Here is a 25329-nt window from a genome sequence, read left to right as displayed (position 1 = left end):
CTTTTGTTATTAATCGATGACACCCCCGTCATAGAGTAAGAGCGTTCAGTCCCCAAAACTTTTAATGGATGGGAATTAAAATCGTAAATTCTGTGCCTTCCCCAAGGGTAGAAGTACAACTCATCTCGCCTTGATGACGATCAACAATAATTGAGTAACTAATCGATAGACCCAAGCCCGTCCCACTACCGACGGGTTTTGTGGTAAAAAAGGGATCAAAGATTCGTTGCAGAATATCTGGACTCATCCCTGAACCATTATCTAAAATAGAAATTTTGGCTTTATTATTATCAATTAAACAGGTAGAAATCGTAATTGTTGGTAGTGTATCCCCAGGATTCATCAAGTTACGACGATGTTCTAAAGCATCAATACCATTACTAATAATATTCATAAACACTTGATTTAATTGGGAGACATAACAGTTGACTTTGGGAAGTTGACCATACTGTTTAATAATCTCAATTTCTCCGCTATGGGTAGAAGCTCGCAGTCGAGGTTGTAAAATCATTAAGGTGCTATCAATGCCTTCATGAATATCTACGGGTTTCATCTCGGCTTCATCCAAACGAGAGAAGTTTCGCAGACTTAAAACAATATTACGAATGCGTTCAGCACCCACTTTCATAGATACTAAAAGTTTTTGTAAATCTTCCACGAGAAACTCTAAATCAATATCTAAAATTGTTTCTTCGACTAAGGGTTTAGGTTGAGGATATTCCTGTTGATAAACTTGAATTAATCGCAATAAATCTTTGACATATTCACTGGCGGGGGTAAGATTCCCATAAATAAAGCTGACCGGGTTATTAATTTCATGGGCTACCCCGGCTACCATTTGTCCTAAAGAAGACATTTTTTCACTTTGAATGAGTTGAGCTTGGGTGCGTTGCAATTGAGTTAACGCTTGTTCTAAACGTAAATTTTTCTCATTGATTTCTTGGGTACGTTCTTGAACTTTATTTTCAACGGAGGCATATAACAACGCATTTTCTAAAGAAACAGCAGCTTGAGAAGACAATAAGTTTAAAACTTCAATTCGTTCCGAGGTAAAAGCCCCCGCCGTTAAGTTATTTTCTAAATATAAAATTCCTAAAAGTTTCCCCTGACTAATAATCGGAGTACATAAAATCGATTTAACGTGATGGGCGTTAATATAAGAATCATGGGTAAATTGTCCTTCCAGGGTTGCATTCATTAACACCACATCTTGACCCGTGCGTTCAACATAATAAATCACCGTTAAGGGTAAACAGTTGCAGGTTTCAACAGGAGTTTTGGGATGAACAATTACATCCTCAATATCCGTTGAAGCTTCGGCTTCAATAACTAATTTCTCTCCTTGATATAAGATTAAAAAGCCTTTTTGAGCTCCGGCATTTTCAATCACAATCTTCATTAAATTTCCTAACAATCGTTCTAAAACAATTTCACGGGAGATAGCTTGGGATGCTTTAATTACTGTACTTAAATCCAACAACGCTAAACGGCTCCCGTGAGAAGTATTTAAGGTAATAGATTGGGCTTCAAATAAAGAGCTTTTAAGCGACCCTAACTGTTTGAGTTGAGGATATTCGGTTTCTAACTGTTCTACTTTCCGAATTGCACCCCAACGTTGATAACTATAATACGCTTCTCTGAGGTGAAGATTGGCATATTTAACTTTTCCGTGAGTCATCCAAAATTTAGCGGTCAGTTCATGACTTAAAGCTACATTTTGAATTAATCCGGCTTCTTGGGCGGTAGAAATGGCTTGTTCATATAAATCAATGGCTTCAAAAGAACGTTGAGAAAATCGGGCAAGTTCTGCTTCTATTAACAGATATTTAGCCCAGAAATTAGCAGGACAATTTTCTGACCATTGTTTAAATTTTTCTTGGTTACTCTTAATTTTCTCTAACAATTCTTTCTGTTCTGATGCTGAAACCCGGTCTAAATTAGCAATGAAGGTTAAAGATGAATAAAAATAATATTCTGTGACCGAAATTAAGCCGATAATAAATTGCAATAATGGCTCAGTCTCTTTGACTAATTGTAAAGCCTGTTCTACTTCCCCATATAAATATAACACTTGTATTTTAAAAATTTGATAAAGACAGAGAGAGTAAAATTTTTGATTATCTTGGCTACTCTTCAAATAATCAACTTCGGTCATTTCTAAACTATCAAAGGATAATAAATTGGGGGTTTCACCAATTAAATTTAGGAGAATCCCTCCCAGTCCAGTTAAACTATCAATCACTAACTGATTTTCGGCTTTTTTACTAAATTTTAAGTAATTTTTAACTTCAACTAAAAATTTGGGAAGATTTACGCCTTGTACCATTAAATTTAAGGATTGATTATTTAACAAATAACTCGCATATTGTAAATCTCCTGATTCTAAAGCCGATTGATAACCCTCATGACCCAAAGCATTAGAACTTTTAAGGGGTTCTAGCCAATAGTTGAGACAACTAATTAAAGCCGCAGCCACTTTATAAATGGGATAATTCCATTTTTTATTCAATTTTAATGCTAATTGACCTAACTCATAGGCGGTTTGATATTGATTAAACAGGGTAGCCAGTAAAATTCCATAGGTCGCATAGAAAAATCCGGCTTCTGGACTATAACCAGATTTCAAAGCCACTTTTACACCGTTGAGAATGATAACTGTCCATAAACTGGGATTACTAACATAGGCAGATGGTGCTAAATTATTGAGTAATTTTAAAATAATTTTGGACTCTGATTCAACAATGGGGCTTTGATGAACTAAACTAGATAAGCTATTAAGATTAAGTTGATTTTGGAGGGACTCTAATTCCTGGGAAATGACCGTTTGTAGGTTATTTGTTGGAATATCTAACCCCAATAAAGCTAAGGCTTTAATCCCGGCATTGAGGGCGGATTCATATTTTAATTGTAAGGTATATTGAATTAAAAGCAGATTATAAACTTCGGCTTTTTCTAAAATAGATTGGGATTTTTCTAAAATTAATTGAATCAACGTTTCACTCTCTGCAAAATTTCCATTTAAGTATTCAACTTCTGCCTGTTCTCGATAAAGAACAAAGGCTAAAGGATAATGTTCTACCCAAATATCACCGGGCAAAGTTTCAATTCCTGCCATTAAATATTCTCGTGCAGCGCTATAAGCCGTGGCATCCTTAGCTTTTTTTCCCGCTTCTAAATTTAAACTTGCCAGTTGTAATTGTTCTTGTTCATCGGTAATTAAAGATCGACCGACATTCAGATGATCGACTAAATCAAAGACCCGTTCTAACCAATATTGAGGGGGAGTATTTGCGAGTAGTAATCGACCAATAGTGAGGTGAACGGATTGTTTTTGAGAGTTGGCAATTAAGGAATAAGCAGCCTGTTGTACTCGGTCATGGAGAAATTTATAATTTAAGACTAAATAAGGATTAATTTGTTCGGGTTCCAAATTATCAGCATCGGATAAGGGTTTAATCAGTCCTTCTTTTAAAGCAGGTAATAAATCTTGAAAGGTTCCCAAGGATTCTTTGCCATAAATTAACGATAGGGTATTCAAATCAAATTGATTCCCGACACAGGCGACTAATTGCAGAACTTGTTGACTTGCCAGGGGGAGTTTTTGCAGTTTCCCAATCATTAATTCAACGACATTATCGGTAATATCGAGAGCTTTTATTTCATCTAAATCCCACTGCCAAGCAATTCGTTCTGAATTAAACGTGAGGAGTTTTTCTTGATAGAGGGTTTTGAAAAATTCATTTACAAAAAACGGATTTCCGGCGGTCTTTCCTAACACTAATTCTGCTAAGGGTTGAACAGTGGTACGATCACTATGTAAGGTATCAGCTAGGAGTTCAGTGACTTGTTCTAAATTTAAAGCGGTTAAATGAATTTCATGAATTAAGTGATGAGAGTGTTGTTGATTTTCTAAGGTGAAAGACTCAGATTTTAACGCTTCTAACATCATCATTAACGGATGGGTTGGATTAACCTCATTATCTCGATAAGCGCCAATTAAAAATAAATACGGAGTTGAATCATCCGTTAACATTAATTTAATTAATTTCAGGGTAGCGGAGTCAGCCCACTGTAAATCATCGAGAAAAATGACTAAGGGATGTTCGGGTTGGCAAAACAGACGAATAAAGTTTTGAAAGACTAAATTAAATCGATTTTGAGACTCCGCAGAGCCTAATTCTAAGACTGGGGGTTGGGTTCCGATAATCAGTTCAATTTCGGGAATCACATCAATAATAATTTGTCCATTCGGCCCTAAAATTTCTAACAGTTTTTCTCGCCATTGATCTAAACGCTGTTGAGTTTCACTTAAGAGCAATCTTGCTAATTCTGAAAAGGCACTGACCAAAGCCGAATAGGGAATACTGCGTTGAAATTGGTCAAATTTACCACTAATAAAATAGCCGTGTTGATCAATAATTGATTTAGAAATTTCTTGAACTAAAACCGATTTCCCAATGCCGGAATATCCAGCAATTAACATCATTTCAGTTTTTCCTTGACTTACCCGGTCGAAGGCTTGCATTAAAGTGTCAATCTCGATTTCTCTGCCATAGAGTTTTTTAGGAATTTTAAATTGATCGGAAATATCTTGCATTCCTAAAGGAAATTGACTGACGGTTCCTGTGGCTTGAACTTGTTTTAAACTCTTTTCTAAATCGGCAATTAATCCCCAGGCACTTTGATAACGTTCTTCGGCAGTTTTTGATAATAATTTTAAGACAATTTCAGAAATAATCGGGGGAATTTCGGGGTTAATTTCATGGGGTGGAATCGGTTGTTTAGCCAGGTGAGCATGAACAACTTCCATGGCATCACCCGTCGGAAAGGGAACCTGTTGAGTTAATAGTTCATAGAAGGTTGCACCCAAAGAATAGAAATCCGTGCGATAATCAACAGAACGATTCATCCGGCCGGTTTGTTCGGGTGAAATATAGGCGAGGGTTCCTTCTAAATTTTGGGGGGGATGCAGACGTAAAGAGTCCTGAGTTAATCCACTAGAAATACTAAAATCAATTAATTTAACTTGTCCTGTGGCAGGATTAAAAACAATATTAGAGGGATTAATATCTTTATGAATTAAGTTGGCTGCATGAATTTCTCGTAATCCTTGGGCAATTTTGATGGCGATATTGAGAAATCCTAATAAGGTAAATTTTTGAGTTGCCAATAAGATTTTTAACGATTCTCCGCCAAAATCTTCTAAAGCCATAACTAAAGTATTTTGATAGGTTTGAAGTTCATAAACTTTAATAACACTTTCTAAATTAAAGCAGCGTAGGATTTTATATTCTCGCTCATATTTTTGGAGATCGGACTGTGAGGGGAATTCTCCCTGGAGCACTTTCAAAATAACAGGTAAATTATCTTTTTCTCGAATGGCTCGATAAACAACCGAGTTAATACTTTCATAGATTTGTGCTAAAATTTGATATCCCGGCAAAGCAATCATATTGGTTTCCTTATGCACTGATTTAAAATGAGTTTGTTAAGCTTTAGTGATAAATAAAAAGATCAATATAACCTAGAGATGAGAGTTGCTACACCCCTTAAAGGACTAAGTTCTGTGAGTTATTTTAGGGACAGAACTTATATCAACCTGATAGTTTCACGGGTGATCTTCGGGAGAAGTAGAATTATAGCGGAGTAGTTCTATTCTAGCGTGATTTGAGGACAGGAACAAATTTATACCCTAGGGACAATAAAAAAGAATAATTAATTAAATTTAAGATTTATAACAAACTCTCTTAATTTTACAATTCTAGGACTTACACATTGACAAAATAATAGTGTTGTGCAACTTGTTTAGGGTTGCTTCAAGCTCTACAAAAGTTACTTTAAAGATAGATCCCAAATACAAAATTCAACACTCGGATAGAGGAAAATTTGATTCAGGCTAGACACACTAATAGGAAATTTAGGAGAAATATCAATGAAAAATCAAGCATTTCCTCTATTAATGTTCAGTTTGTTATTAATGTTAGCGATCACTCCGTTTGCAGGCTTAACCCCATTAATGTTACTGTTATTAGTCACGGGAATTTTTTATGTTTGGGGTTCAATGTTTTTAGCACTAAAGGAAGGAAAACCTAATTCTGAACCCGGAGATCTACCTTAGAAATTACCCCTCTCAAGACCGTATTACCAAGCGGCGATGAATTAAAGATCCCCTCTTTCATTGGGTATAAATAAAAAAAATTTTAACTCGGTATTGAGACAGAGGTTAGGTCAAGAGGAAGTTGATACACTACTTCATAGATAGAACACATTTTAGCAATTTTTAATGTGATTTCTGAATTTTATTGGCTGATTCAATTAGGAGAATTTCATGTTTTTTCATAAGAAAGAACCCATTGAAAAAGGAATCAATATTGATGAACCGAATCCTCGTTTTGCCCAATTACTTCTCGAACAATTTGGGGGAGCAACGGGGGAGTTAACAGCAGCTTTGCAATATTGGGTACAATCGTTTCATGTGGAAAATCCCGGTATTCGAGATATGCTTCAAGATATTGCCCTTGAAGAATTTGGGCATTTAGAAATGGTAGGCAAACTGATAGAAGCCCATACAAAAAATGTTGATCAAACAGAAGCGTTTAAAAGTACCTTATTTACCGTTCGAGGAATGGGCCCCCATTTATTAGATTCTCAAGGTCAAGCTTGGACAGCCGCCTATGTGAATGAAGGAGGGGATGTGGTTCGAGATTTACGCGCTAATATTGGGGCGGAAGCGGGAGCTCGACAAACCTATGAAGAGTTAATTAAATTAGCACCTGACCCCGGTACAAAAGACACCTTAGTGTATTTATTGACCCGTGAAATTTCCCATACCAAAATGTTTATGAAAGCCTTAGATTCCTTAGGGAAATTAACAGATCCGTTATTTGGAAATATTAAACCGGACGATACGGTTAATATTTACTATAATCTCTCTAGTAACGGTCAAGATAGTCGCGGCCCTTGGAATTCTGAACCCGATTTTGAATATATTGCAGATCCGCAAGTTAGTCGTTAACTTGATTAGATTGCAGGCGGTTTTTGGGCAAAATTATTAATAGAAAAAGCACCTGGGAGTCTGGCCGAGTTTCGACCCCAAGTGCTTTTTCTTTTCAGACCTCACTCCTCACACTCCTCAAATATACACGATAATTTTGGGATGTCAAGAAAAAAGTGATGAATGTCCATATTAAGAAATTCTAAAACCGACCTAAACCCCTAAACGGTCATCGGTTGAGGCTGGAATTGGAACATGGAATAGATGACATTTCGGCGAATATCCGTCATCATATCTAAGAACAATTCATAGCCCTCGCTCTTGTATTCGATTAAGGGGTCTTTTTGTCCATAACTCCGCAAACCAACAGACTCACGCAGCGCATCCATTTGTTGTAAATGTTCCCGCCACAGAGTATCAATTTGTTGCAGAATAAAAAAGCGCTCTGCTTCCCTCATTAACCCGGCGCGAATTTGATTCACTTGCGCTTCCTTAATATCATAGGCATTGCGTAACTGCTCATGAAGGAAAGTTTTAATTTCATCCACCGATAAATCTACCAATTGATCGGCAGTTAAATCGGCTAAAAGATAAACAAATTCTTTTGATTTACTGACTAAATTTTCTAAATCCCATTCTTCCGACGGTAAATCAGGATTAATATAAGCTTCTACGATGTCATCCATCGTTTGTTCGCCATATTTAATCACTTGTTCTTTCAAATCTTGCCCTTCTAAAACCCGGCGACGTTCCGCATAAATTGCCCGCCGTTGATTGTTCATTACCTCGTCATATTCAAAGACTTGTTTACGAATATCGTAATAGTAAGTTTCAACTTTTCGTTGGGCATTTTCGAGCGATCGCGTTAATAATCGAGACTCAATGGGCATATCTTCATCCACATTAAAAGCATCCATTAATCCCGCAACCCGATCACCGCCAAAAATCCGTAATAAGTTATCCTGTAAACTCAGGAAAAACCGTGTTGAACCGGGGTCACCTTGTCGTCCAGCCCGTCCCCGCAGTTGGTTGTCAATGCGTCGAGACTCGTGGCGTTCTGTGCCAATCACATGAAGTCCGCCCAATTCCACCACTTCTTCATGTTCCCGTTTGGTGAAGTTTTCGTACTCTTTAACAATCAAATTATACACCTCACGGAGTTTCTGAATTACCGGATCAGAAGTGGGGGCTTTTTCGGACGCCACCGCTAATAAATCCTCTGCTTGTAACTCCGGTAAACTGCGTTCTCCATGCACAGAAACGGCAAAATCAACCGCTTCTTTTAGCTTTTGTTCAGTAGATTTCGATAATTCTGTGGGGAATAATTGGGTTGCAACTTTCCAGGTTTTCGGTTTTTTACTCATATCAAATCCCTGGGCGGGGGGGCGACGACTACCGGGTACACCCACGACGGCTAATTCTCGCTCATCATCGGGTTTAACAATTTTTGGCATCAAATACTCGCGCATTTTTAGCCGCCCCATAAATTCCGCATTTCCCCCTAAAATAATATCCGTACCCCGTCCGGCCATGTTAGTTGAAATAGTTACCGCCCCTTTGCGTCCGGCTTGGGCAATAATTTCTGATTCCCGTTCTACGTTTTCCGGTTTAGCATTTAATAAATTATGGGGAATTTTGCGTTGTTGTAATAAATTTGAGAGAATTTCTGATTTTTCAACGCTAGTAGTTCCGACTAAAACTGGGCGACCTTCTTTATGCAAATCGGCGCATTCTTCCGCAATAGAAGTCCATTTTCCGTCTTCAGTTTTATACACCACATCGGGCAAATCTTGCCGTCCTGTAACCCGGTTAGTCGGAATAATAGTAACTTGCAAATTATAGATGCGTTCAAATTCCGCTTCTTCGGTTTTTGCGGTTCCGGTCATCCCCGATAATTTCGGATATAATAGGAAGAAATTTTGATAGGTAATCGTGGCTAAAGTTTGAGTTTCCGGTTGAATATCCACCCGTTCTTTCGCTTCAATCGCTTGGTGTAAGCCATCACTCCAACGACGACCGGGCATTACCCGCCCAGTAAATTCATCAACAATGATCACTTCCCCATTGCCAACAATATAGTTAACGTCTTTAATAAATAATTCTTTGGCTTTTAAGGCATTAAAAACAAAGTGCGCCCAAGGATCATTAGGATCATATAAATCTTGAACCCCAAATAGTTCTTCTGCTTTGGCAAACCCTTCATCGGTCATCAGAACATTACGGCCTTTTTCATCCACTTCATAATGTTCTTCTTTTAGCATCATTTGGGCAACTTCCGCCGCCCGCATATATTTTTGACTCGGACGTTCCACTTGACCGGAAATAATTAACGGTGTCCGAGCTTCATCGACTAAAACCGAGTCTACTTCATCAATAATGCAATAGTTAAAGGGGCGCTGCACCACTTCATCCATTGAAGTTGCCATGTTGTCCCGCAGGTAGTCAAACCCCATTTCACTGTTTGTCCCGTAGGTAACATCACAGTTGTAGTTTTTCTTACGGGCATCGGGGCTCATCTCTTGCTGGATGAGCCCTACACTCAAGCCGAGGAAACGATGGATTTGTCCCATCCATTCCGCGTCCCGACGGGCGAGATAATCGTTAACGGTGATGACGTGGACTCCTTTTCCCGTTAAGGCGTTGAGATAGGCGGGAAGGGTGGAAACCAGGGTTTTACCTTCCCCTGTTTTCATCTCGGCAATTTGCCCAGTGTGTAAGATAATACCGCCTAACAGTTGGACGTCAAAGTGTCGCATCCCCAAAACTCGCTTTCCGGCTTCTCGAACTACTGCAAAGGCTTCGGGGAGAATTTCATCGAGAATTTGATTTTCGTCGTCTCGGTTTCGAGCTTTGGCTAATTTTTCTTTAAATTCTCCTGTCTTCGCCCGAAGCTGATCATCCGAGAGGCTTTGAATTTCTTCCTCTAAAATGTTGATATCTGTGACAAGAGGCTGATATTTTTTAAGTTTACGCGCATTCGGATCACCCAACAGAGCTTTTAACATGGCAAGAACAGGATATGGTTACGAAAATTTAAAGGGTTTGAATAAATCACTGATTATTCTAGCATTTCCTGGTTGCTTCTCGTTAAGTTAACAGGCAAGATGCCTGTTTCATGGGCTAATTTAAACCGGACTGCACCCGCCATAACCCCGCATAAATACCGGGTGCTTCTAAAAGGTTTTCATGGGTTCCTGATTCCACTAATTTACCTTGTTCCATCACATAAATACAATCGGCATTTCTAACCGTTGAAAGGCGATGGGCGATGGCAATTGTGGTGCGATTTTTGGTAATTTTTTCTAAGGAACGTTGAATGGCGGCTTCGGTTTCATTATCGACGGCCGATGTGGCTTCATCTAAGATTAAAATCGGGGGATTTTTTAATACGGCTCTGGCGATGGCAATTCGTTGTCGTTGTCCGCCGGATAATTTCTGACCCCGTTCTCCGACTATTGTATCATATCCTAACGGTAAATCGTTAATAAATTCATCAGCTTCTGCCACTTTTGCCGCTTCTATAATATCAGTTAACGACGCATCAAAGGTTCCATAGGCAATATTTTCGGCTACGGTTCCATGAAATAAGAAAACATCCTGACTGACTAACCCGATAGCTTGCCGTAAATCTTCTAACCTTAACCGATCTAATTCAATGCCATCTAAGGTAATAACACCCGCATTAATTTCATACAATCGTAATAATAATTTCACTAAGGTACTTTTTCCCGATCCCGTAGAACCGACAATGGCAATGGTTCTACCCGCCGGAATTTTGAGGGATAAATCTTGAATGACGGGATAGCGATTTTTATAGGAAAAATAGATGTTTTTAAATTCAATTTCTCCCTGCACAGAATTAATTGGAAGAGGAATATCACCCGGATGAATTTCAATCGGTGTATCTAATAAATTCATTACCCGGTTAACAGAAGCCATCGCCCGTTGATATTGATCAAAGGTATCTCCTAACCGGGTTAACGGCCATAATAACCGTTGGGTAATAAACACTAAAACGCTATAGGTTCCAACGGCTAATTGTCCTGAAGTAACTTGTAATCCGCCTAAGAGTAAAGTGGCAATAAATCCAAATAAAATTAAACTTCTAATCACGGGAACATAAGCCGAAGATAAGGTAATTGCCCGTTTATTACTTTGGCGATAAGCTTCACTATGATAGGTAATCCGTTGAATTTCATATTGTTCTGCGGTAAAGCTTTTAATGGTTGTAATTCCGCCTAAATTATTGGCTAATTGTCCATTCAGTAAGCTCACTTTTTCCCGAACATCGGCATAACGAGGGGCGAGTAATTTTTGAAACCAAACCGAACCCCAAACAATAAACGGCATCGGTAACATTGCCCACCAAGCCACACCTGGGGCTAAAATAAAAAAGGCTGCCCCAATTACAATTACCGTTGTAATGACTTGGATAATTTCATTCGCCCCAATATCTAAAAATCGTTCTAACTGATTAATATCATCATTTAAAATAGCCATTAAACTGCCACTACTGCGTTCTTCAAAATAGGCTAATTCTAATTCTTGTAAATGTCCGTAAGCTTCTAATCTTAAATCATGTTGTAAGGTTTGGGCTAAATTGCGCCAGAGGATTTTATACGCATATTCAAATAAAGATTCTAAAGTCCAAATAATGAAACTTAATATTGATAAAACTAACAGTTGATTAAACGCTCCTTGAATTCCCCAGTTGACTAAAAAAGACGTATTCGGGTTAATCACCACATCAACGGCCCATCCAATTAACACTGGAGGAGCCAAATCAAACACTTTATTTAAAATAGAATAAAGCGTTGCTAACCCAATAGTTTTTTGATAGGGTCGAGCATACTGTAGAAGACGTTGTAACGGATGAGTTTTTTGAGACATTGTTATCCTATTAATCTCTATAGTAATTCTATACGATACTTTTTTATCGAACCGTAACCGAATAATTGGCTTTAAACGGCTTAAAACTATTATTATTTTTGGCAGTTCCTTTTAATTCTAATTGATAAATTCCCACGCTGGGAAAGATCACCTCAGTTCCAGGGATACCTTGATATTTTTCGGCGGAAATTGCTTTAAGTTGAGGCTGCATTAACGGTTGATCATTGGCTTTTCGAGGTTCTCGATAAATTGACAATTGACAATTACATTGGGAGAAAGGAATCATTTGTCCCCCGCGACGAGTTAAAACAAACCAAATTGTTGCTTTTTGTCCGACACGGGGATTATGATTGGGTTCAAGATGAAATGTAACGGCTACATCTCCAGAAACTTCTACTTCATGAGCGATCGCTCGGTTAAAAAACAAAACTGTTTCTAGGGGTTGAATTGAGAGGAATGTTCCCAAAATTAATAATAATTTTAAGAACTTATTTTTGTTTAAGGGGTGCAACATATAACTTTTTTAACCCAAAGAATGACCAAATGGTTTGATAGCGAATTAATAATACCACTAAACTTAACAATAAAAGCAGTGCAACTCTAATTTTAATCATCAGGGTGAGTTCAAACCCTCCCAAATAGTTTGACCCAATTAGGAGGGTATGAATGACCGCTAAAATGAAGGCTGGAACTGCTAATAAATGAATTCTACGCCAAACAATGCCTAATTGATTTTGAATTTTATCAAAACTGGTAATAGCGGGAGGAAGCATTAATACAAAAGCCAACCCTCCGGCTATAATTCCGCCTTGATGTTGAGGGATCATAAAGTCAAACCCGGTTAAATTCCATTGAAAAGTATGATCTAACATTTGTACCGTATGAACCACCGCTAATACAAAAGCACCGACTCCAAACACTCGTCTATATTTTAAAGGTTGTGACCATAACCGACTAATAGGACGAGCAATTAAGGCGACTATTAAACAAATTAAGGAGCCATAACCGGAATAATCAACATGATTTCCGGTTCTTAATAAGGTTAAAATTCCAATTAATAAAGTAATCCATCCCCCCAGTCTAAACAGTTGACTGCGACGGTCGGCGGTGAATTTTTCGGTTAATATTCCCACCCCTAACATCGTTGGGAAGGTTCCTATTCCAAAGGCTAACATCGTTAATATTCCCCAGCCAATATTGCCTGTTTCTGCGGCTTTAATTTGGGCGGTATAGAGAAAGCCACAGGGAATAAAGCCCCAAATTAATCCTAATAATAGGGGAGTAAAAAAATGCTGTTGTAAGGAAACATTCACCATGAGTTTACTCAGGTGATGATGCAAATTTTGGGGAGATAAAGGATGAATAATGGGGAAACGATGAAAGATGGTGGGGTTAATTTGAGCTAATCCTAAAATAATTAATAATATTCCGGTTAAAATGGCAATTCCTTGGCGAAAAAAACTGCCAATTCCTGCCATTTGTCCACTGGCAATTAAGACTGAACCGACTCCACCAATCAGTGCCCCAACAAAGGCATAACTGAGAATTCGACCTAAATTTAATAACAGATAAAATTGAAAGGGAATTTTACGAGTCGGTAAAGATTCATCGGAAAAGGAAAAGGCAACGGTTAAGGGGCCGCACATTCCCAAACAGTGACCAAAACTTCCTAGAAATCCTAATGCCCCAATTAACAACAGGTCAATGATCATGATTCCGTTTAAAAGCGGATTTTATAAAGTTGAAATAACGTTCCGGGTTTGCGTTTTAAAAGTTTAGCCCCTGTTGCTTTAATAATTGTTTCCCAATTTTCTAAGGGTTCTAAAAACACTTCTGTCCCTAAATAAGTTTCTAAAATTGCCCAATCTTCTGATAATTCAGCGTCGGGAATTAACACATCAAAGACAAAATCTCCACCGGGTTTAACCACTCGTTTAACTTCTTTTAAAACCAATTCCCAATAACTCAGAGGATAGTAACAACTCCACCCCGTTGCGATCGCTAAATCAAACTGATGAGCTTCATATTGCAATTGATGACCCGGTGCTAAGGTTACTCCTTTAAACAGTTTAGAATTTAACTGTGGCCCCCGAACATTGAGGGCATCTTTAGCAACGGTACTAATTTCTTGACCATAAAATAATGCTTCCCAATCTCGCCAAGGATAGATGAGAAAACTCACCCCACAACCAATATCTAAACAGCGTTGATTTTTGTGAGGTTTGGCAATTTCCCAAAAGGGGGAAGTGATTTTTTCTGCTAAAGTTCCCGCCATGCGATCGCGAAAAATTTCCAGGGTTTCTACTTCTGGGGGGAGGTCAAATGCACCCCCTTGATATTCTCGGTTAAAACGATGGGCAACGGTTGCGATCGCTGTTTCCAAGGGGTCAGACCCTACGGATAAATTAAAAAAATTGGATGGATTAGAAGATTTAGTCATTCATTATAGATTTATCTCTATTTTGAGCCTTTTAAGGCTTTGGTAAAGTTTTTCCGATAGGAGGAATTGAACACTAACACAGGCCAGAATAAGGAAAGGATCAGACGATTCTGGAAACTGCGGTTGAAGTTGGTCTTTTCAAACCCACTCCAAAACTTCCAGATTCCGCCTCCATAAATGACAAGTAGCAATAGGCTAATGATCGAACTCATACCCAAAAGATTTTGCTGTGAAGGATTAAACAGAAGTTAATGGTAATCTATTGTAGCAGTTGATTCGAGACAAGTGTAGTTTATCACCGATGAGTAACTGATCTCCTCAACCCTCTGGCATCAGTTTCCTCCATTTCCAGCTTGATCAAAAGCTTGCCCCATCTCGTGATTAACCTTTAAGCAGGAGACTTCAGCCGGGGAGAAACCCAAGCGTTTAATAAAAATTAACGATTAAAATAGAGAATCATTTTAATATTTTTGTCCAGGAAATAAGAAATTTGCTATCCTAGAAGAAGTGGGTTGTTCATTTTAATAGTTTTAAAGCCTTTCGATTAAAAACTTAAATCGGTAAGCTGTAGAATCAATTTCGTTGAAAGGATCTCAAGAATGACGCTTTTTTTTTGATTAAAAATCTGAGTCCATGAAATCTCAACGATTTCAATTTATTTTCAGTCAACATCAATCAGCCTTAATCAGTCAGGAGGATATATGCGAGCAGTGCTAATGGCAGGTGGATCAGGAACACGACTGCGACCCTTAACCTGCGATCTGCCTAAGCCGATGGTACCGATACTCAATCGTCCCATTGCTGAACATATTATTAATTTACTCAAAGAACACAATATTATAGAAATAGTTGCCACATTGCATTATCTTCCTGATGTGATGCGAGAATATTTTCATGATGGCAGTGATTTAGGTGTCCAAATCACCTATGCCGTGGAAGAAGATCAACCCTTGGGAACCGCAGGCTGTGTTAAAAATATTGCTGAACTTTTAGATCAAACCTTTTTAGTCATTAGCGGAGATAGTGTCACCGATTTTGATTTAACTGCCGCCATTGAATTTCATCGTCGCAAACAATCAAAAGCCACCTTGATTTTAACACGAATGCCGAATCCTATGGAATTTGGGGTGGTGATTACTGATGAAAATCAACGCATTCGTCGCTTTTTAGAAAAACCCGCCACCAGTGAAGTTTTTTCCGATACGGTGAATACAGGAACCTATATCTTAGAACCGGAAGTTTTAGACTATCTTCCCTTTGATCAAGAATGTGATTTTTCTCAAGATTTATTTCCATTACTCTTAGAAAAAGATGAACCCATGTATGGGTTTATTGCCAATAACTATTGGTGTGATATTGGTCATTTAGATATCTATCGAGAAGCCCATTATGATGTCTTAATGGGGAAAGTAAAACTTAAAATTCCCTACCCAGAAAGCTCTCCGGGGTTGTGGGTGGGAGAAAATACTTATATTGATGAAACAGCCCAAATTGAAACCCCCGTTTTGATTGGTCGCAATTGTCGAATTGGCGCTAGAGCACAAATTGAAGCCGGAACCGTCATTGGAGATAATGTTACCATCGGCGCCGATGCTAATATTAAACGGCCGATTATTTGGAATGGTGCGATTATTGGGGATGATGCCCATTTACGAGCTTGTGTGATCGCCAGAGGTGCCCGTGTAGACCGTCGTGCCCACGTTCTCGAAGGGGCGGTGGTGGGTTCCTTATCCAGTGTAGGGGAAGAAGCCCAAATTAGTCCAGGGGTGCGGGTGTGGCCCAGTAAAAAAATTGAATCCGGGGCGACCCTAAATATTAATTTAATTTGGGGTAATACCGCCCAACGCAATTTATTTGGTCAACGGGGAGTACAAGGATTAGCCAATATTGATATTACGCCGGAATTTGCTGTTAAATTAGGGGCGGCTTTTGGATCAACCTTAAAACCCGGTTCAACCGTAGCGGTTTCGCGAGATCAACGACCGATTTCTCGCATGGTGACTCGTTCCTTAGTGGCAGGTTTAATGTCCGTTGGCATCGATATTATTAACTTAGATGCGACTGCGATTCCGATTACCCGCACGGCCATTCCGTCGTTAAAAGTTGCCGGGGGAATTCACGTCCGACTTTCTCCCGAACGGGCAGATTATCTATTAATTGAATTTTTAGATCATAAAGGAATTAATATTACCAAAGCCAAAGAAAAGAAAATTGAAGGAGCTTATTTTAAAGAAGATTTACGACGGGCGCAAATTCCTGAAATTGGTAACGTCAGTTATACCATTGATTTACTTGATATTTATAGTATCAGCTTTGGAAAACATATCAATCCCGAAGTGTTACGCTACAGTAATGCTAAAGTTGTTATAGATTATGTTTATGCCGTTTCTGGGGCAATTTTACCGCAACTTTTAGCCAAATTTGGCTGTGATGCGGTGGTCTTAAATGCCAGCTTAAATCATACCGCTTTATCCGTTCCTGAACGAGAAAATTTACTCGATCAATTAGGGCGAGTCGTTGAAGCCTTACGCGCTAATTTCGGGGCGCAAGTCTATGCCAATGGCGAACAATTTATGTTAGTCGATGAAACCGGAAGTCCCATTCGGGGAGAAATCTTAACCTCGTTGATGGTGAATATGGTGTTAACCTCCCATCCCCGCAGTACCGTTGTAGTTCCAGTTCATACTTCCGCCGCCATTGAACAAATAGCCCGCCGTTATGATGCCAAAGTCATTCGCACCAAAGCCAACCCGACGGCTTTAATGGAAGCCTGTCACCGCAACCCGAATGTAGTTTTAGGCGGAAGTGGAGATATGGGGTTTATTTTCCCCCAACTGCATCCGGGGTTTGATGCCATGTTTTCTATTGCTAAAATTATAGAAATGTTAACCACCCAAGAGCGATCGCTCACCCAAGTGCGGGCAGATTTACCCCATGTTGTCCATCGTCGGTTTACCGTGCGTTGTCCCTGGACAATTAAAGGCGGATTGATGCGACATTTAGTTGAAACTCATTCCCCAGAAAACCTAGAATTAATTGATGGAGTCAAATTAATTAATTACCAAGATGATAACTGGGTGTTGATTTTACCTGATGCTGGAGAACCTCTCGTTCACATTTTTGCCAATAGTGTTGATCGCGATTGGGTTGATACAACCTTGCGAGAATATCGCAATTTAGTCCATGAGTTTGTGAATCAATCCCAAGGGATGGAACACCCAGACGACGTTTGACATTCAAAATTAACAAAAAAAGAGTTTAAAGATTAGACTAAAAATGTCATGATCAAAAAAAACTCAACTCCCTGGGAGTGTTTAACCTTGTACTAGAATTTGTTGCTTAACCATGAACAGTATTATTTTGATGGCGGAGATTATTCAAGATCCCCAACTGCGTTATACCTCTGATAGTCAACTCGCCCTAACAGAAATGTTAGTTCAGTTTCCAGCACTGCGGGAGATCGATCCTCCTTCCACGTTAAGAGTCATCGCTTGGGGAAATTTTGCCCAAGAAGTTCATGAAAAATATCATCAAGGCGATCAAATTATCATTGAAGGTCGTTTAGGGATGAATACCATTGAACGACAAGAGGGATTTAAAGAAAAACGGGCAGAATTAACGGCCCAACGGATTTATCCGGTGCAAATGCCATTCAAAACTCAATCCCCACATTCTGATCCCACAGCCACTAACCCGAATAAAGTGGTTCCTTTAGGATCTCGTCGCGCCAGCACTCCAGCTTCTGTTTCTGAAGATTCCCTAGAATCCCGTCGCCCCCCAGCCAATCCCAGCCCCAGTCGAGTCACTCCCCCCAGCGAACCGGAAAACCCGGATTATGATCCGATTCCCTTTAAACGGGCGGTTGCCTTTTCAAGCGTTGAAGTTGGACTGGTTGAGGCTTGGGAATTAGAGATCAATCGTCCCCGTGTTGGATTTGAGTGGACAAAATTTTAATGGCGGTTTGTAGAAGCGCTGGAATTCAGGAACAAAGCGCTCTACAAAAGGATTCATTGTTCAGAAACGATGACTGATGCAATGTCAGCGATTTCAATTGAGTCATCCGTTGATTAGGCTTTACTTCTTAAGGAGATCAGCACCCGTGAAGTTGCCACTCCGTCAATTGCTTGTTATTCCGTTTGTGTTACAAATCTCTATTGTAGTCGGAATGACAGGATTTTTTTCCTATAAAAACGGACAGAAAGCAGTCAACGATTTAGTCATTCAGTTGCATCAAGAAATTAGTACCCGCATTGAGTTAAACCTAAAAACCTATCTGAATGCAGCCCATATTGTCAATCAGACGAATCAAAATGCCCTGAGTGAAAAATTATTCGTCTTAAAAGATGTAACCCGTTTTAAGCCTTTGTTTCTTCACCAACTCTCTGCTTTTCCCTCTGTGGATTATATCGCCTGGGGAAATGAACAAGGAGAATATTTGGGAATCAAGAGAATTCAAAATCAGCAATTTCACCTAGAAATCGTTCAAGCTTTCACTCAAAATCAGTATCATACCTACGCCTTGAATTCTAATGGCAAACCGGGTCAACTCTTAAGGATATTTCCTAATTATGATCCCCGCACTCGCCCTTGGTATCAAGCTGCTATTCAAGCGAAAAAAGCAACTTGGAGCCCGATTTATTTATGGTTTGATCACAGCACCTTAGCTATTGATGCCGTCTTACCGATTTATAATCAACAAGGCCGTTTATTAGGAGTCTTGGATACACCCTTAACCTTATCGGAAATTAGTGATGTTCTGCGAGGGTTGAAAATTGGTCAATCTGGACAAAGTTTTATTATTGAACGTTCCGGGATGTTGGTTGCTAGTTCTTCTAGGAGTAATCCTTTTAGGGTTAAAAAGGGTCAACTTCAAAGACTTAAAGCCATAGAAAGTCAGGAGTTTTGGATTCGAGAAACTACCAAACAGTTACAAAATCAGGTTCAGAGTTTTCAACAGATTCAAGAAGCGGTTTTCTTTAATTTTAACTGGGATAATAAACGATACATTGCACAAATTTTTCCCTATTTAGATGGAAGAGGAATTGATTGGTTAATTTGTATTGTTGTTCCTGAAAGTGATTTTATGGCTCCGATTAAAGAGACTCAAAAAATTACGATTTTGCTGTGTTTTTTTGCTTTGGTAATGGCGAGTAGTATAGGAATAATAACTGCTCATTGGATTACGGCTCCGATTATTCAATTAAGTCAAGCTAGTCAAGCGATCGCTCAAGGAGAATTAGACCAAAAGATTGAACTCAATCGCACAGATGAACTGGGAATTTTAGCTCGGTCATTTAATCTGATGGCAATGCAGTTAAAGACGGCTTTTGAGAAATTAGAAGTCCGAGTGCAAGAACGCACGGCAGAATTGCAACAAGCCAAAGCAGCGATTGAAAGTTCTAATAAAGAATTAGAGGATCGAGTCTATCAACGAACGGCAGAACTTTCTTTGGCTTTAGAACATTTAAAAAAAACACAAGCAGAATTATTGAAACGGGAAGAAAAACTAAAATTTGATGCGTTTCATGATAATTTGACGGGGTTAAAAAATCGAACTTGGCTGTTAAATAGACTCCAGTATTTAATTCAGAAAACAAACCCTAAAAAGCATTATTTATATGCGATTTTATTTTTGGATTTAGACCGATTTAAAGTGATTAATGATAGCTTGGGTCATTTAGTCGGAGATGAATTATTAAAAAGTGTTGCTCATTGTTTAACAACGATTGTCAAATTTAAGGATACTGTTGCACGACTCGGAGGAGATGAATTTATTATTTTATTAGAAAATATTAAAGATGTTAATGAAGCAACAGATGTAGCTCAACGAATTATTGAACAGCTTAAACGTCCTTTTTATATTCATCAAAATCAAATTTTTACAGGTGTTAGTATTGGAATTGCCCTTAGTTCAATGGGATATTCTCAACCTGAAGAGGTGATTCGAGATGCGGATATTGCGATGTATCATGCCAAGCGTTTAGGGAAGGGATGTTATCAAGTATTAACCAGTGAAATGCAAGTTCCAGCCCTGCAACGGTTACAACTGGAAAACCAGTTAAGAGAAGCATTAATTCGAGAAGAATTTTTATTATATTATCAACCGATTATTTCCTTAGAGACAAGACGATTGATTGGATTTGAAGCGTTAATTCGTTGGAATCATCCTGATAAAAATACCATTAGTCCCAGTAAATTTATCCCCATTGCTGAAGAAACAGGATTAATTCAAGCCCTTGATTTATGGGTCTTAAAAGAAGCCTGTCAGCAAATTAATCGCTGGAATCTACAATTTCCTGATTTACCACCTTTGACCATGAGTGTTAATCTTTCTCCTGTTGATTTAAGGCAAGTTAATTTAATCGAAAATTTTAAAAAAATTCTGGAAAATTATCCGCTAAAAAATTGGATATTAAAGCTAGAAGTGACTGAAACGTGCTTTTTAGATTTTTTAACATTTGAACAAAGTTTAATTCAACAACTTCAAGAACTCGGAATTCAATTTTGTATTGATGATTTTGGAACCGGATATTCCTCTTTAAGTCGGCTCCATAACTTTCCCATCTGCACTTTAAAAATTGACCGTTCTTTTGTGAGTAAAATCCAGTCTGAAACCGAAGAAACAGAAATTATTCACACGATTATTATGTTAGCTCATAGCCTAGGGATGGATGTAGTCGCCGAAGGAATTGAAACCCAAATTCAACTGGAAAAATTAAAAGAGTTGGGATGCAATTATGGACAAGGTTATTTAATTTCTCAACCGTTAGATTGTTTAAAAACCACAGCATTTTTAATCCGCTTTCTTTCTTAAGATTCATTGCAACCGGATCATAATAAATACTGACATTTTTCTTTACAATCTGTAACAATGTAACAAAAACAAGATACAATCGATTGATATGACAATCATTATAAAAAAAATCTAAGTCTATCAAAAGATAGATATAGTTTTTTTGATAAAAAATGTTATTATCTTAAACAGATTAGATATCGGTAGCCTAGTTTGCGATGGCATCAGGAACAATTTTGCTCTCTATGTGTAAGTTCTGCCCGCGTCCCTCCGAATTCCAATCTCCGCACACCCTTGATTTTTGACTGAAAAGGTAAGTAATGACGATCTATGTAGGTAATTTGTCTTACGACGTCACAGAAGACGATCTCAGAGAAGTTTTTACTGAGTATGGTTCTGTGAAAGAAGTTCAAATCCCTGTTGACCGGGAAACTGGGAAAAAACGCGGATTTGGCTTTGTTGAAATGACGACCGATGATGAAGAAACTAAAGCCATTAATGAACTTGATGGTGCTGAGTGGATGAGTCGAGTTCTGAAAGTGAATAAAGCTCGACCCCGTGAAGAACGCAAACCCGCCAGAGGGAGTTGGGGAAATAAACAAAATTATTCCCGTCGCTACTAAGTGAGTGATTTAACGCAACATTAATTCGGATCTGTTTTTTAACAGGTTGTGCTAGAGTAATCAGTGAGAGTAAAATTCGGTTGTAGCTTTTGTTTGTAGTCTTGATGGGCATTTCCCGTTTGGTTTGGACAGGCTTCTCTCCGAAATTCCAACCTCTGCACTGTCTTGATTTTGGAGATACCCCATGTCTATTTATGTCGGCAATCTTTCTTATGACGTTACCCAAGACGATCTAACCAGCGTGTTTGCAGAATATGGTTCTGTGAAACGGGTTCAGCTTCCTAAAGACCGTGAAACCGGTAAGGTACGTGGCTTTGCTTTTGTAGAAATGGAAACGGAAGCAGAAGAAGCAACCGCCATTGATGAACTCGATGGCGCGGAATGGATGGGGCGGAGCATGAAAGTGAATAAAGCCAAACCCCGTGAAAATGCCGGGGGTGGCAATGGTTCCTTTGGTGGTGGTGGTCGTAGTGGTGGTGGTGGTCGTGGTGGTCGTCGCTACTAAACAACTCTTGGACTGGTTATTTCGATTCAGATTGAAGCCCATCAGTTTCTAGATTTCATCCCCTAAAAAAAGTTCAAGCTTTGTGGCTTGGGCTTTTTTTATGTTTAAATCTAATAGTTTTATTTTTATTTTTGAATTGAGTAATTGAGTTGAGTAACAAATTGTAAAGTTCTGCCTCTGAAATTCAGTAATCACTGATAGCTCAACTGTAGATGGTTAAACTAGAACATGAAGTTAGGCCAAAAATTTTCTGTTTAACTTTTATCTTCCTAAAGGCGTTGATGGAGTGATATGAATCTAACGAAAACCCTACATTCCCTATTCAAAGTAATTTTTTGGGTTTGGAATGCAACCTTCCTAGGTGTTGTTTATCTTTGGATTTTACCCTTTGTAGCGATTTTCTTAGTGGTAGCAACTTTTACTGGGGAAATTGAACTAGAATTTACCTTAACCATTCTGGCTTTAATTGCAGTTCCCACCATTTGCACTGTTATTGGTGCCCGATATTTCCGCCAACGTCCTGTCGAGTTAATCCGATTATTTTATGGTGTAGAAGCACCGCTATTTCTCTTTTGTCTGGTACGATTATTTATTCTGCGAGAACTCACTCCAGCCAGCCGTTTAGTTTTAAGTACAATTCTGATTTGTGTCGCTGCCTTTTTCGTAGAATTATTATGGGGATATTTAGGAAATAAGCAGAATAAAACTCATCGATTTTTAACAGGAATTCAACTCGTTACCCATAGCTTAATGCTATTAGTCGGGTTATATGTGGGAATTTTTCTTTTCTATTATGCTGTTCCCCTTGCTGTGATTCTCCTGCGCCAGTTCTTTTCATGGGAATGGTTAACTTTTCTTTGGCAGTCTTTAACTCATGATTTCTTATTATCTTTTTCTATCGTGACAATTTTGTTAACAGGAACAGCCACCCTATTTTTAGGAATGCCTTCCGCTTTTGTTGCCCTTTATATTCATTCAGGACAACGAATTATACGCAAGTTTTCCACCCAATATGGTCGTATTCGTACTACCCAAATTATATTAGGAACCCTAACGCTTTGGATAGTTTTATTTATAAATTTTCTCCATCAACCGCAAGTTTTAGCCTTTCAAAAGTTAGAAACAATTCCCAAAACTGATCAACAAAAACAAGAATTATTAGCACAATCTCAACCGATTCGTCAAGGGTTAATTAATGCCTATCTATCCGCCTATCGTTATCTAGGAGCCGTCAAAGATAGTAATTCTATTGAGAGAATATACAAAGATGTTTTTAACCTGCCTCAACCTCTTTTAGATACGATTCAGAATAGTTATAATCAAGTGATGTCCCCCTTTCTGTATCAAGGAGATTTAGATAAAGATTCGGAAAAAGCTGAAAAACTCTATGCTGATTTTTTTGATACTTCCATTCAAAAAGGAGAACGCCTTGCCATTCAACACGCGCTCAAATCTACTGCTATTTTAGATGAAGCAAAAGCCGGATTATTGAATATTAATCAGCAGAAAGTTTGGTTAGCAAAACAAGAAGTTACGGTTCAAGAACAGGGGGACTGGGGAGAGGTAGAAATCTATGAAGTGTATCAAAATCAAACCAACGATGTAGAAGAAATTTTTTACTCCTTTTCCTTACCCGAAACAGCCGTAATTACAGGTCTTTGGTTAGGAGATACGAATAATAAAGCGACTCGTTTTCCCTTTACCGTTTCTCCCAGAGGTGCGGCTCAAAAAGTGTATAATTCCCAAGTAAAACGGGAACGTCCTGTTGACCCAGCATTATTAGAACAAGTCGGAACTCAACATTATCGACTGCGCGCTTTTCCTATTCCGGCTAAATCAACTTCTTGGGATAGAAATAATTCCAGTCGTCCGACAGAATTGCATCTTTGGTTAACCTATAAAGTCATGGGTCAAGGAAATCAATGGCCCTTACCTAAAGTGGGTGAAAAACGCAATATTTTCTGGACAAAAAGCACCCAACGCATTCGCAATCAAAAAAGAATTAGAGGGTTTGACAAGAATTGGTTAGAGGCGAGTTTACCCGCTTCTAAAGCATCAATTCAATCCCATCAAGTTACTTTAGAAGGCTACAAAATTACCGCTCAACCTTTAACTGAAAAAGATTATAGTTTACCCCAAGGTCAACAATTTGCAATTATTCTCGATACCTCTCGAAGTATGGGAAACCATCAACAGGAATTAGCTAAAACCTTAGAGTGGTTTAAAACTAATGTTCTTCCCAATAATCAAGCGGATTTATATATAACCGCAACGGCAGAAAATCAACCTCAATTAATTGATGATTTGCGTCAGTTTCCGGTGAATCAAAAAGCCTTTTATGGAACCCTGCAAATTAAGGAAATGTTACGTCAATTTATGGAATTAAAGGGAAATAAACCCTATGACGGGATTATATTAATTAGCGATGAAGGAAGTTATGAATTATCAGAAGATAAAACAAGCGTTCCTCAGATTTCTATTCCCCTGTGGATTGTCCATTTAGGTTCCCTTGCTCCTGCTTATGAAGATGGAACATTAAAGATGATTCAAACCAGTGGCGGGGGGGTTTCTACTGATATTTCTGAGGTGATGAAACGGATCGCAACCACTGAACAATTAACCCAGAAATTAGTCAGTTCACCCCAACCCAAAGCGACGGTTTTAACGGTAGCAGATGGTTATGGGTGGTTAATGGAAAAAACGACAGAAAAACCCACAAATTCTCAGGGGTTTGAACCTATTGTTGCACGATTATTAGTTCGGGGATTAAGTCAGAAAACCTCGGATCAACAATTAACAGAATTAGATGGGATTCATGCGATCGCCAAAACCTATAATATTGTCACCCCTTATTCTTCAATGATTGTTTTAGTTAATGATGAACAACGTCAAGCTTTGAAAGCCGCAGAAGCTTCTGCTGATCGATTTAATCGCAAAATTGAAACGGGAAAAGAACAGTTAAATAAACCCAATAATCCCTTAAATAATACGGCTAGTGTTCCTGAACCGGGAATGGTCGTTGGCTTAGGAATCATTGGGTTATTTATGATTGTTAAATCTCAAAAAAATAATATGAACCCTTAA

15 protein-coding genes are annotated in these 25329 nt (G+C 38.6%); 8 read left to right on the top strand and 7 right to left on the bottom strand.

Annotated elements, in window-relative coordinates; all coding sequences use genetic code 11:
• Positions 1 to 61 precede the first annotated feature (61 nt).
• The gene (locus H6G57_RS04185) at positions 62 to 5452 is read right to left on the bottom strand and encodes an ATP-binding sensor histidine kinase (protein WP_190516210.1); all 5391 of its coding nucleotides are present in this window, start codon (positions 5450 to 5452) and stop codon (positions 62 to 64) included.
• A 480-nt stretch (positions 5453 to 5932) separates the two neighbouring features.
• Between H6G57_RS04185 and H6G57_RS04180 the strand changes: the two genes are divergently transcribed.
• Positions 5933 to 6118, top strand: a complete 186-nt coding sequence (locus H6G57_RS04180; RefSeq protein ID WP_190516208.1) for a hypothetical protein — start codon at positions 5933 to 5935, stop codon at positions 6116 to 6118.
• 210 nt (positions 6119 to 6328) lie between these two features.
• Positions 6329 to 7015 carry a manganese catalase family protein gene (locus H6G57_RS04175; protein WP_190516206.1) on the top strand — a complete coding sequence of 229 codons (687 nt, stop codon included), beginning with the start codon at positions 6329 to 6331 and terminating at the stop codon, positions 7013 to 7015.
• 200 nt (positions 7016 to 7215) lie between these two features.
• On the opposite strand, the gene secA is transcribed toward H6G57_RS04175, so the two are convergent.
• The 6 genes from secA to H6G57_RS28840 all read right to left on the bottom strand — a co-directional run bounded on the left by secA (position 7216) and on the right by H6G57_RS28840 (position 14536).
• On the bottom strand, positions 7216 to 9999 hold the full coding sequence (gene secA / locus H6G57_RS04170; RefSeq protein ID WP_190516204.1) for a preprotein translocase subunit SecA: 2784 nt from the start codon (positions 9997 to 9999) through the stop codon (positions 7216 to 7218).
• 115 nt (positions 10000 to 10114) lie between these two features.
• Positions 10115 to 11884, bottom strand: coding sequence for an ABC transporter ATP-binding protein (locus H6G57_RS04165; protein ID WP_190516202.1), 1770 nt, complete (start codon positions 11882 to 11884; stop codon positions 10115 to 10117).
• A 43-nt stretch (positions 11885 to 11927) separates the two neighbouring features.
• Positions 11928 to 12350, bottom strand: a complete 423-nt coding sequence (locus tag H6G57_RS04160) for a hypothetical protein (RefSeq protein ID WP_242048854.1) — start codon at positions 12348 to 12350, stop codon at positions 11928 to 11930.
• Between the two features lie 22 nt (positions 12351 to 12372).
• Positions 12373 to 13596, bottom strand: coding sequence for a sulfite exporter TauE/SafE family protein (locus H6G57_RS04155; RefSeq protein WP_199313925.1), 1224 nt, complete (start codon positions 13594 to 13596; stop codon positions 12373 to 12375).
• Positions 13597 to 13604: 8 nt separating this feature from the next.
• Positions 13605 to 14324: a class I SAM-dependent methyltransferase gene (locus tag H6G57_RS04150; protein ID WP_190516199.1), complete on the bottom strand. Its 720-nt coding sequence runs from the start codon at positions 14322 to 14324 to the stop codon at positions 13605 to 13607.
• Positions 14325 to 14341: 17 nt separating this feature from the next.
• Positions 14342 to 14536, bottom strand: coding sequence for a hypothetical protein (locus H6G57_RS28840; protein WP_072720845.1), 195 nt, complete (start codon positions 14534 to 14536; stop codon positions 14342 to 14344).
• 489 nt (positions 14537 to 15025) lie between these two features.
• Between H6G57_RS28840 and H6G57_RS04145 the strand changes: the two genes are divergently transcribed.
• The 6 genes from H6G57_RS04145 (at position 15026) to H6G57_RS04120 (ending at position 25329) form a co-directional block, all read left to right on the top strand.
• Complete coding sequence (locus H6G57_RS04145) at positions 15026 to 17557, top strand: mannose-1-phosphate guanyltransferase (protein ID WP_190516197.1); 2532 nt, start codon at positions 15026 to 15028, stop codon at positions 17555 to 17557.
• Positions 17558 to 17669: 112 nt separating this feature from the next.
• Entirely contained in the window at positions 17670 to 18278 is a 609-nt protein-coding gene (locus H6G57_RS04140) for a single-stranded DNA-binding protein (RefSeq protein WP_190516195.1), read from the top strand.
• Between the two features lie 145 nt (positions 18279 to 18423).
• A complete protein-coding gene (locus H6G57_RS04135; protein WP_190516194.1) occupies positions 18424 to 21138 on the top strand; it encodes an EAL domain-containing protein in 2715 nt (904 codons plus the stop codon).
• Positions 21139 to 21437: 299 nt separating this feature from the next.
• Positions 21438 to 21740, top strand: coding sequence for an RNA-binding protein (locus H6G57_RS04130; RefSeq protein WP_190516192.1), 303 nt, complete (start codon positions 21438 to 21440; stop codon positions 21738 to 21740).
• A 184-nt stretch (positions 21741 to 21924) separates the two neighbouring features.
• Positions 21925 to 22245: an RNA-binding protein gene (locus H6G57_RS04125; RefSeq protein ID WP_190516190.1), complete on the top strand. Its 321-nt coding sequence runs from the start codon at positions 21925 to 21927 to the stop codon at positions 22243 to 22245.
• A gap of 291 nt (positions 22246 to 22536) precedes the next feature.
• A complete protein-coding gene (locus H6G57_RS04120; protein WP_190516189.1) occupies positions 22537 to 25329 on the top strand; it encodes a TIGR02921 family PEP-CTERM protein in 2793 nt (930 codons plus the stop codon).

Origin of the sequence: Planktothrix sp. FACHB-1365 (assembly GCF_014697575.1) — a bacterium.
Classification (GTDB): domain Bacteria; phylum Cyanobacteriota; class Cyanobacteriia; order Cyanobacteriales; family Microcoleaceae; genus Planktothrix.
Note: the sequence above shows the minus strand (reverse complement) of the source record. Positions and strands in the feature narration are given on the sequence as shown.

Excerpts from the sequence above, each read along its gene's own strand:
- H6G57_RS04150 (WP_190516199.1), bottom strand. The coding sequence starts at position 14,324 with ATGACTAAATCTTCTAATCCATCCAATTTTTTTAATTTATCCGTAGGG.
- H6G57_RS04145 (WP_190516197.1), top strand. The coding sequence starts at position 15,026 with ATGCGAGCAGTGCTAATGGCAGGTGGATCAGGAACACGACTGCGACCC.
- H6G57_RS04155 (WP_199313925.1), bottom strand. The coding sequence starts at position 13,596 with ATGATCATTGACCTGTTGTTAATTGGGGCATTAGGATTTCTAGGAAGT.
- H6G57_RS04175 (WP_190516206.1), top strand. The coding sequence starts at position 6,329 with ATGTTTTTTCATAAGAAAGAACCCATTGAAAAAGGAATCAATATTGAT.
- H6G57_RS04165 (WP_190516202.1), bottom strand. The coding sequence starts at position 11,884 with ATGTCTCAAAAAACTCATCCGTTACAACGTCTTCTACAGTATGCTCGA.
- H6G57_RS04120 (WP_190516189.1), top strand. The coding sequence starts at position 22,537 with ATGAATCTAACGAAAACCCTACATTCCCTATTCAAAGTAATTTTTTGG.
- H6G57_RS04125 (WP_190516190.1), top strand. The coding sequence starts at position 21,925 with ATGTCTATTTATGTCGGCAATCTTTCTTATGACGTTACCCAAGACGAT.
- H6G57_RS28840 (WP_072720845.1), bottom strand. The coding sequence starts at position 14,536 with ATGAGTTCGATCATTAGCCTATTGCTACTTGTCATTTATGGAGGCGGA.
- H6G57_RS04180 (WP_190516208.1), top strand. The coding sequence starts at position 5,933 with ATGAAAAATCAAGCATTTCCTCTATTAATGTTCAGTTTGTTATTAATG.
- H6G57_RS04185 (WP_190516210.1), bottom strand. The coding sequence starts at position 5,452 with ATGATTGCTTTGCCGGGATATCAAATTTTAGCACAAATCTATGAAAGT.
- secA (WP_190516204.1), bottom strand. The coding sequence starts at position 9,999 with ATGTTAAAAGCTCTGTTGGGTGATCCGAATGCGCGTAAACTTAAAAAA.
- H6G57_RS04130 (WP_190516192.1), top strand. The coding sequence starts at position 21,438 with ATGACGATCTATGTAGGTAATTTGTCTTACGACGTCACAGAAGACGAT.
- H6G57_RS04140 (WP_190516195.1), top strand. The coding sequence starts at position 17,670 with ATGAACAGTATTATTTTGATGGCGGAGATTATTCAAGATCCCCAACTG.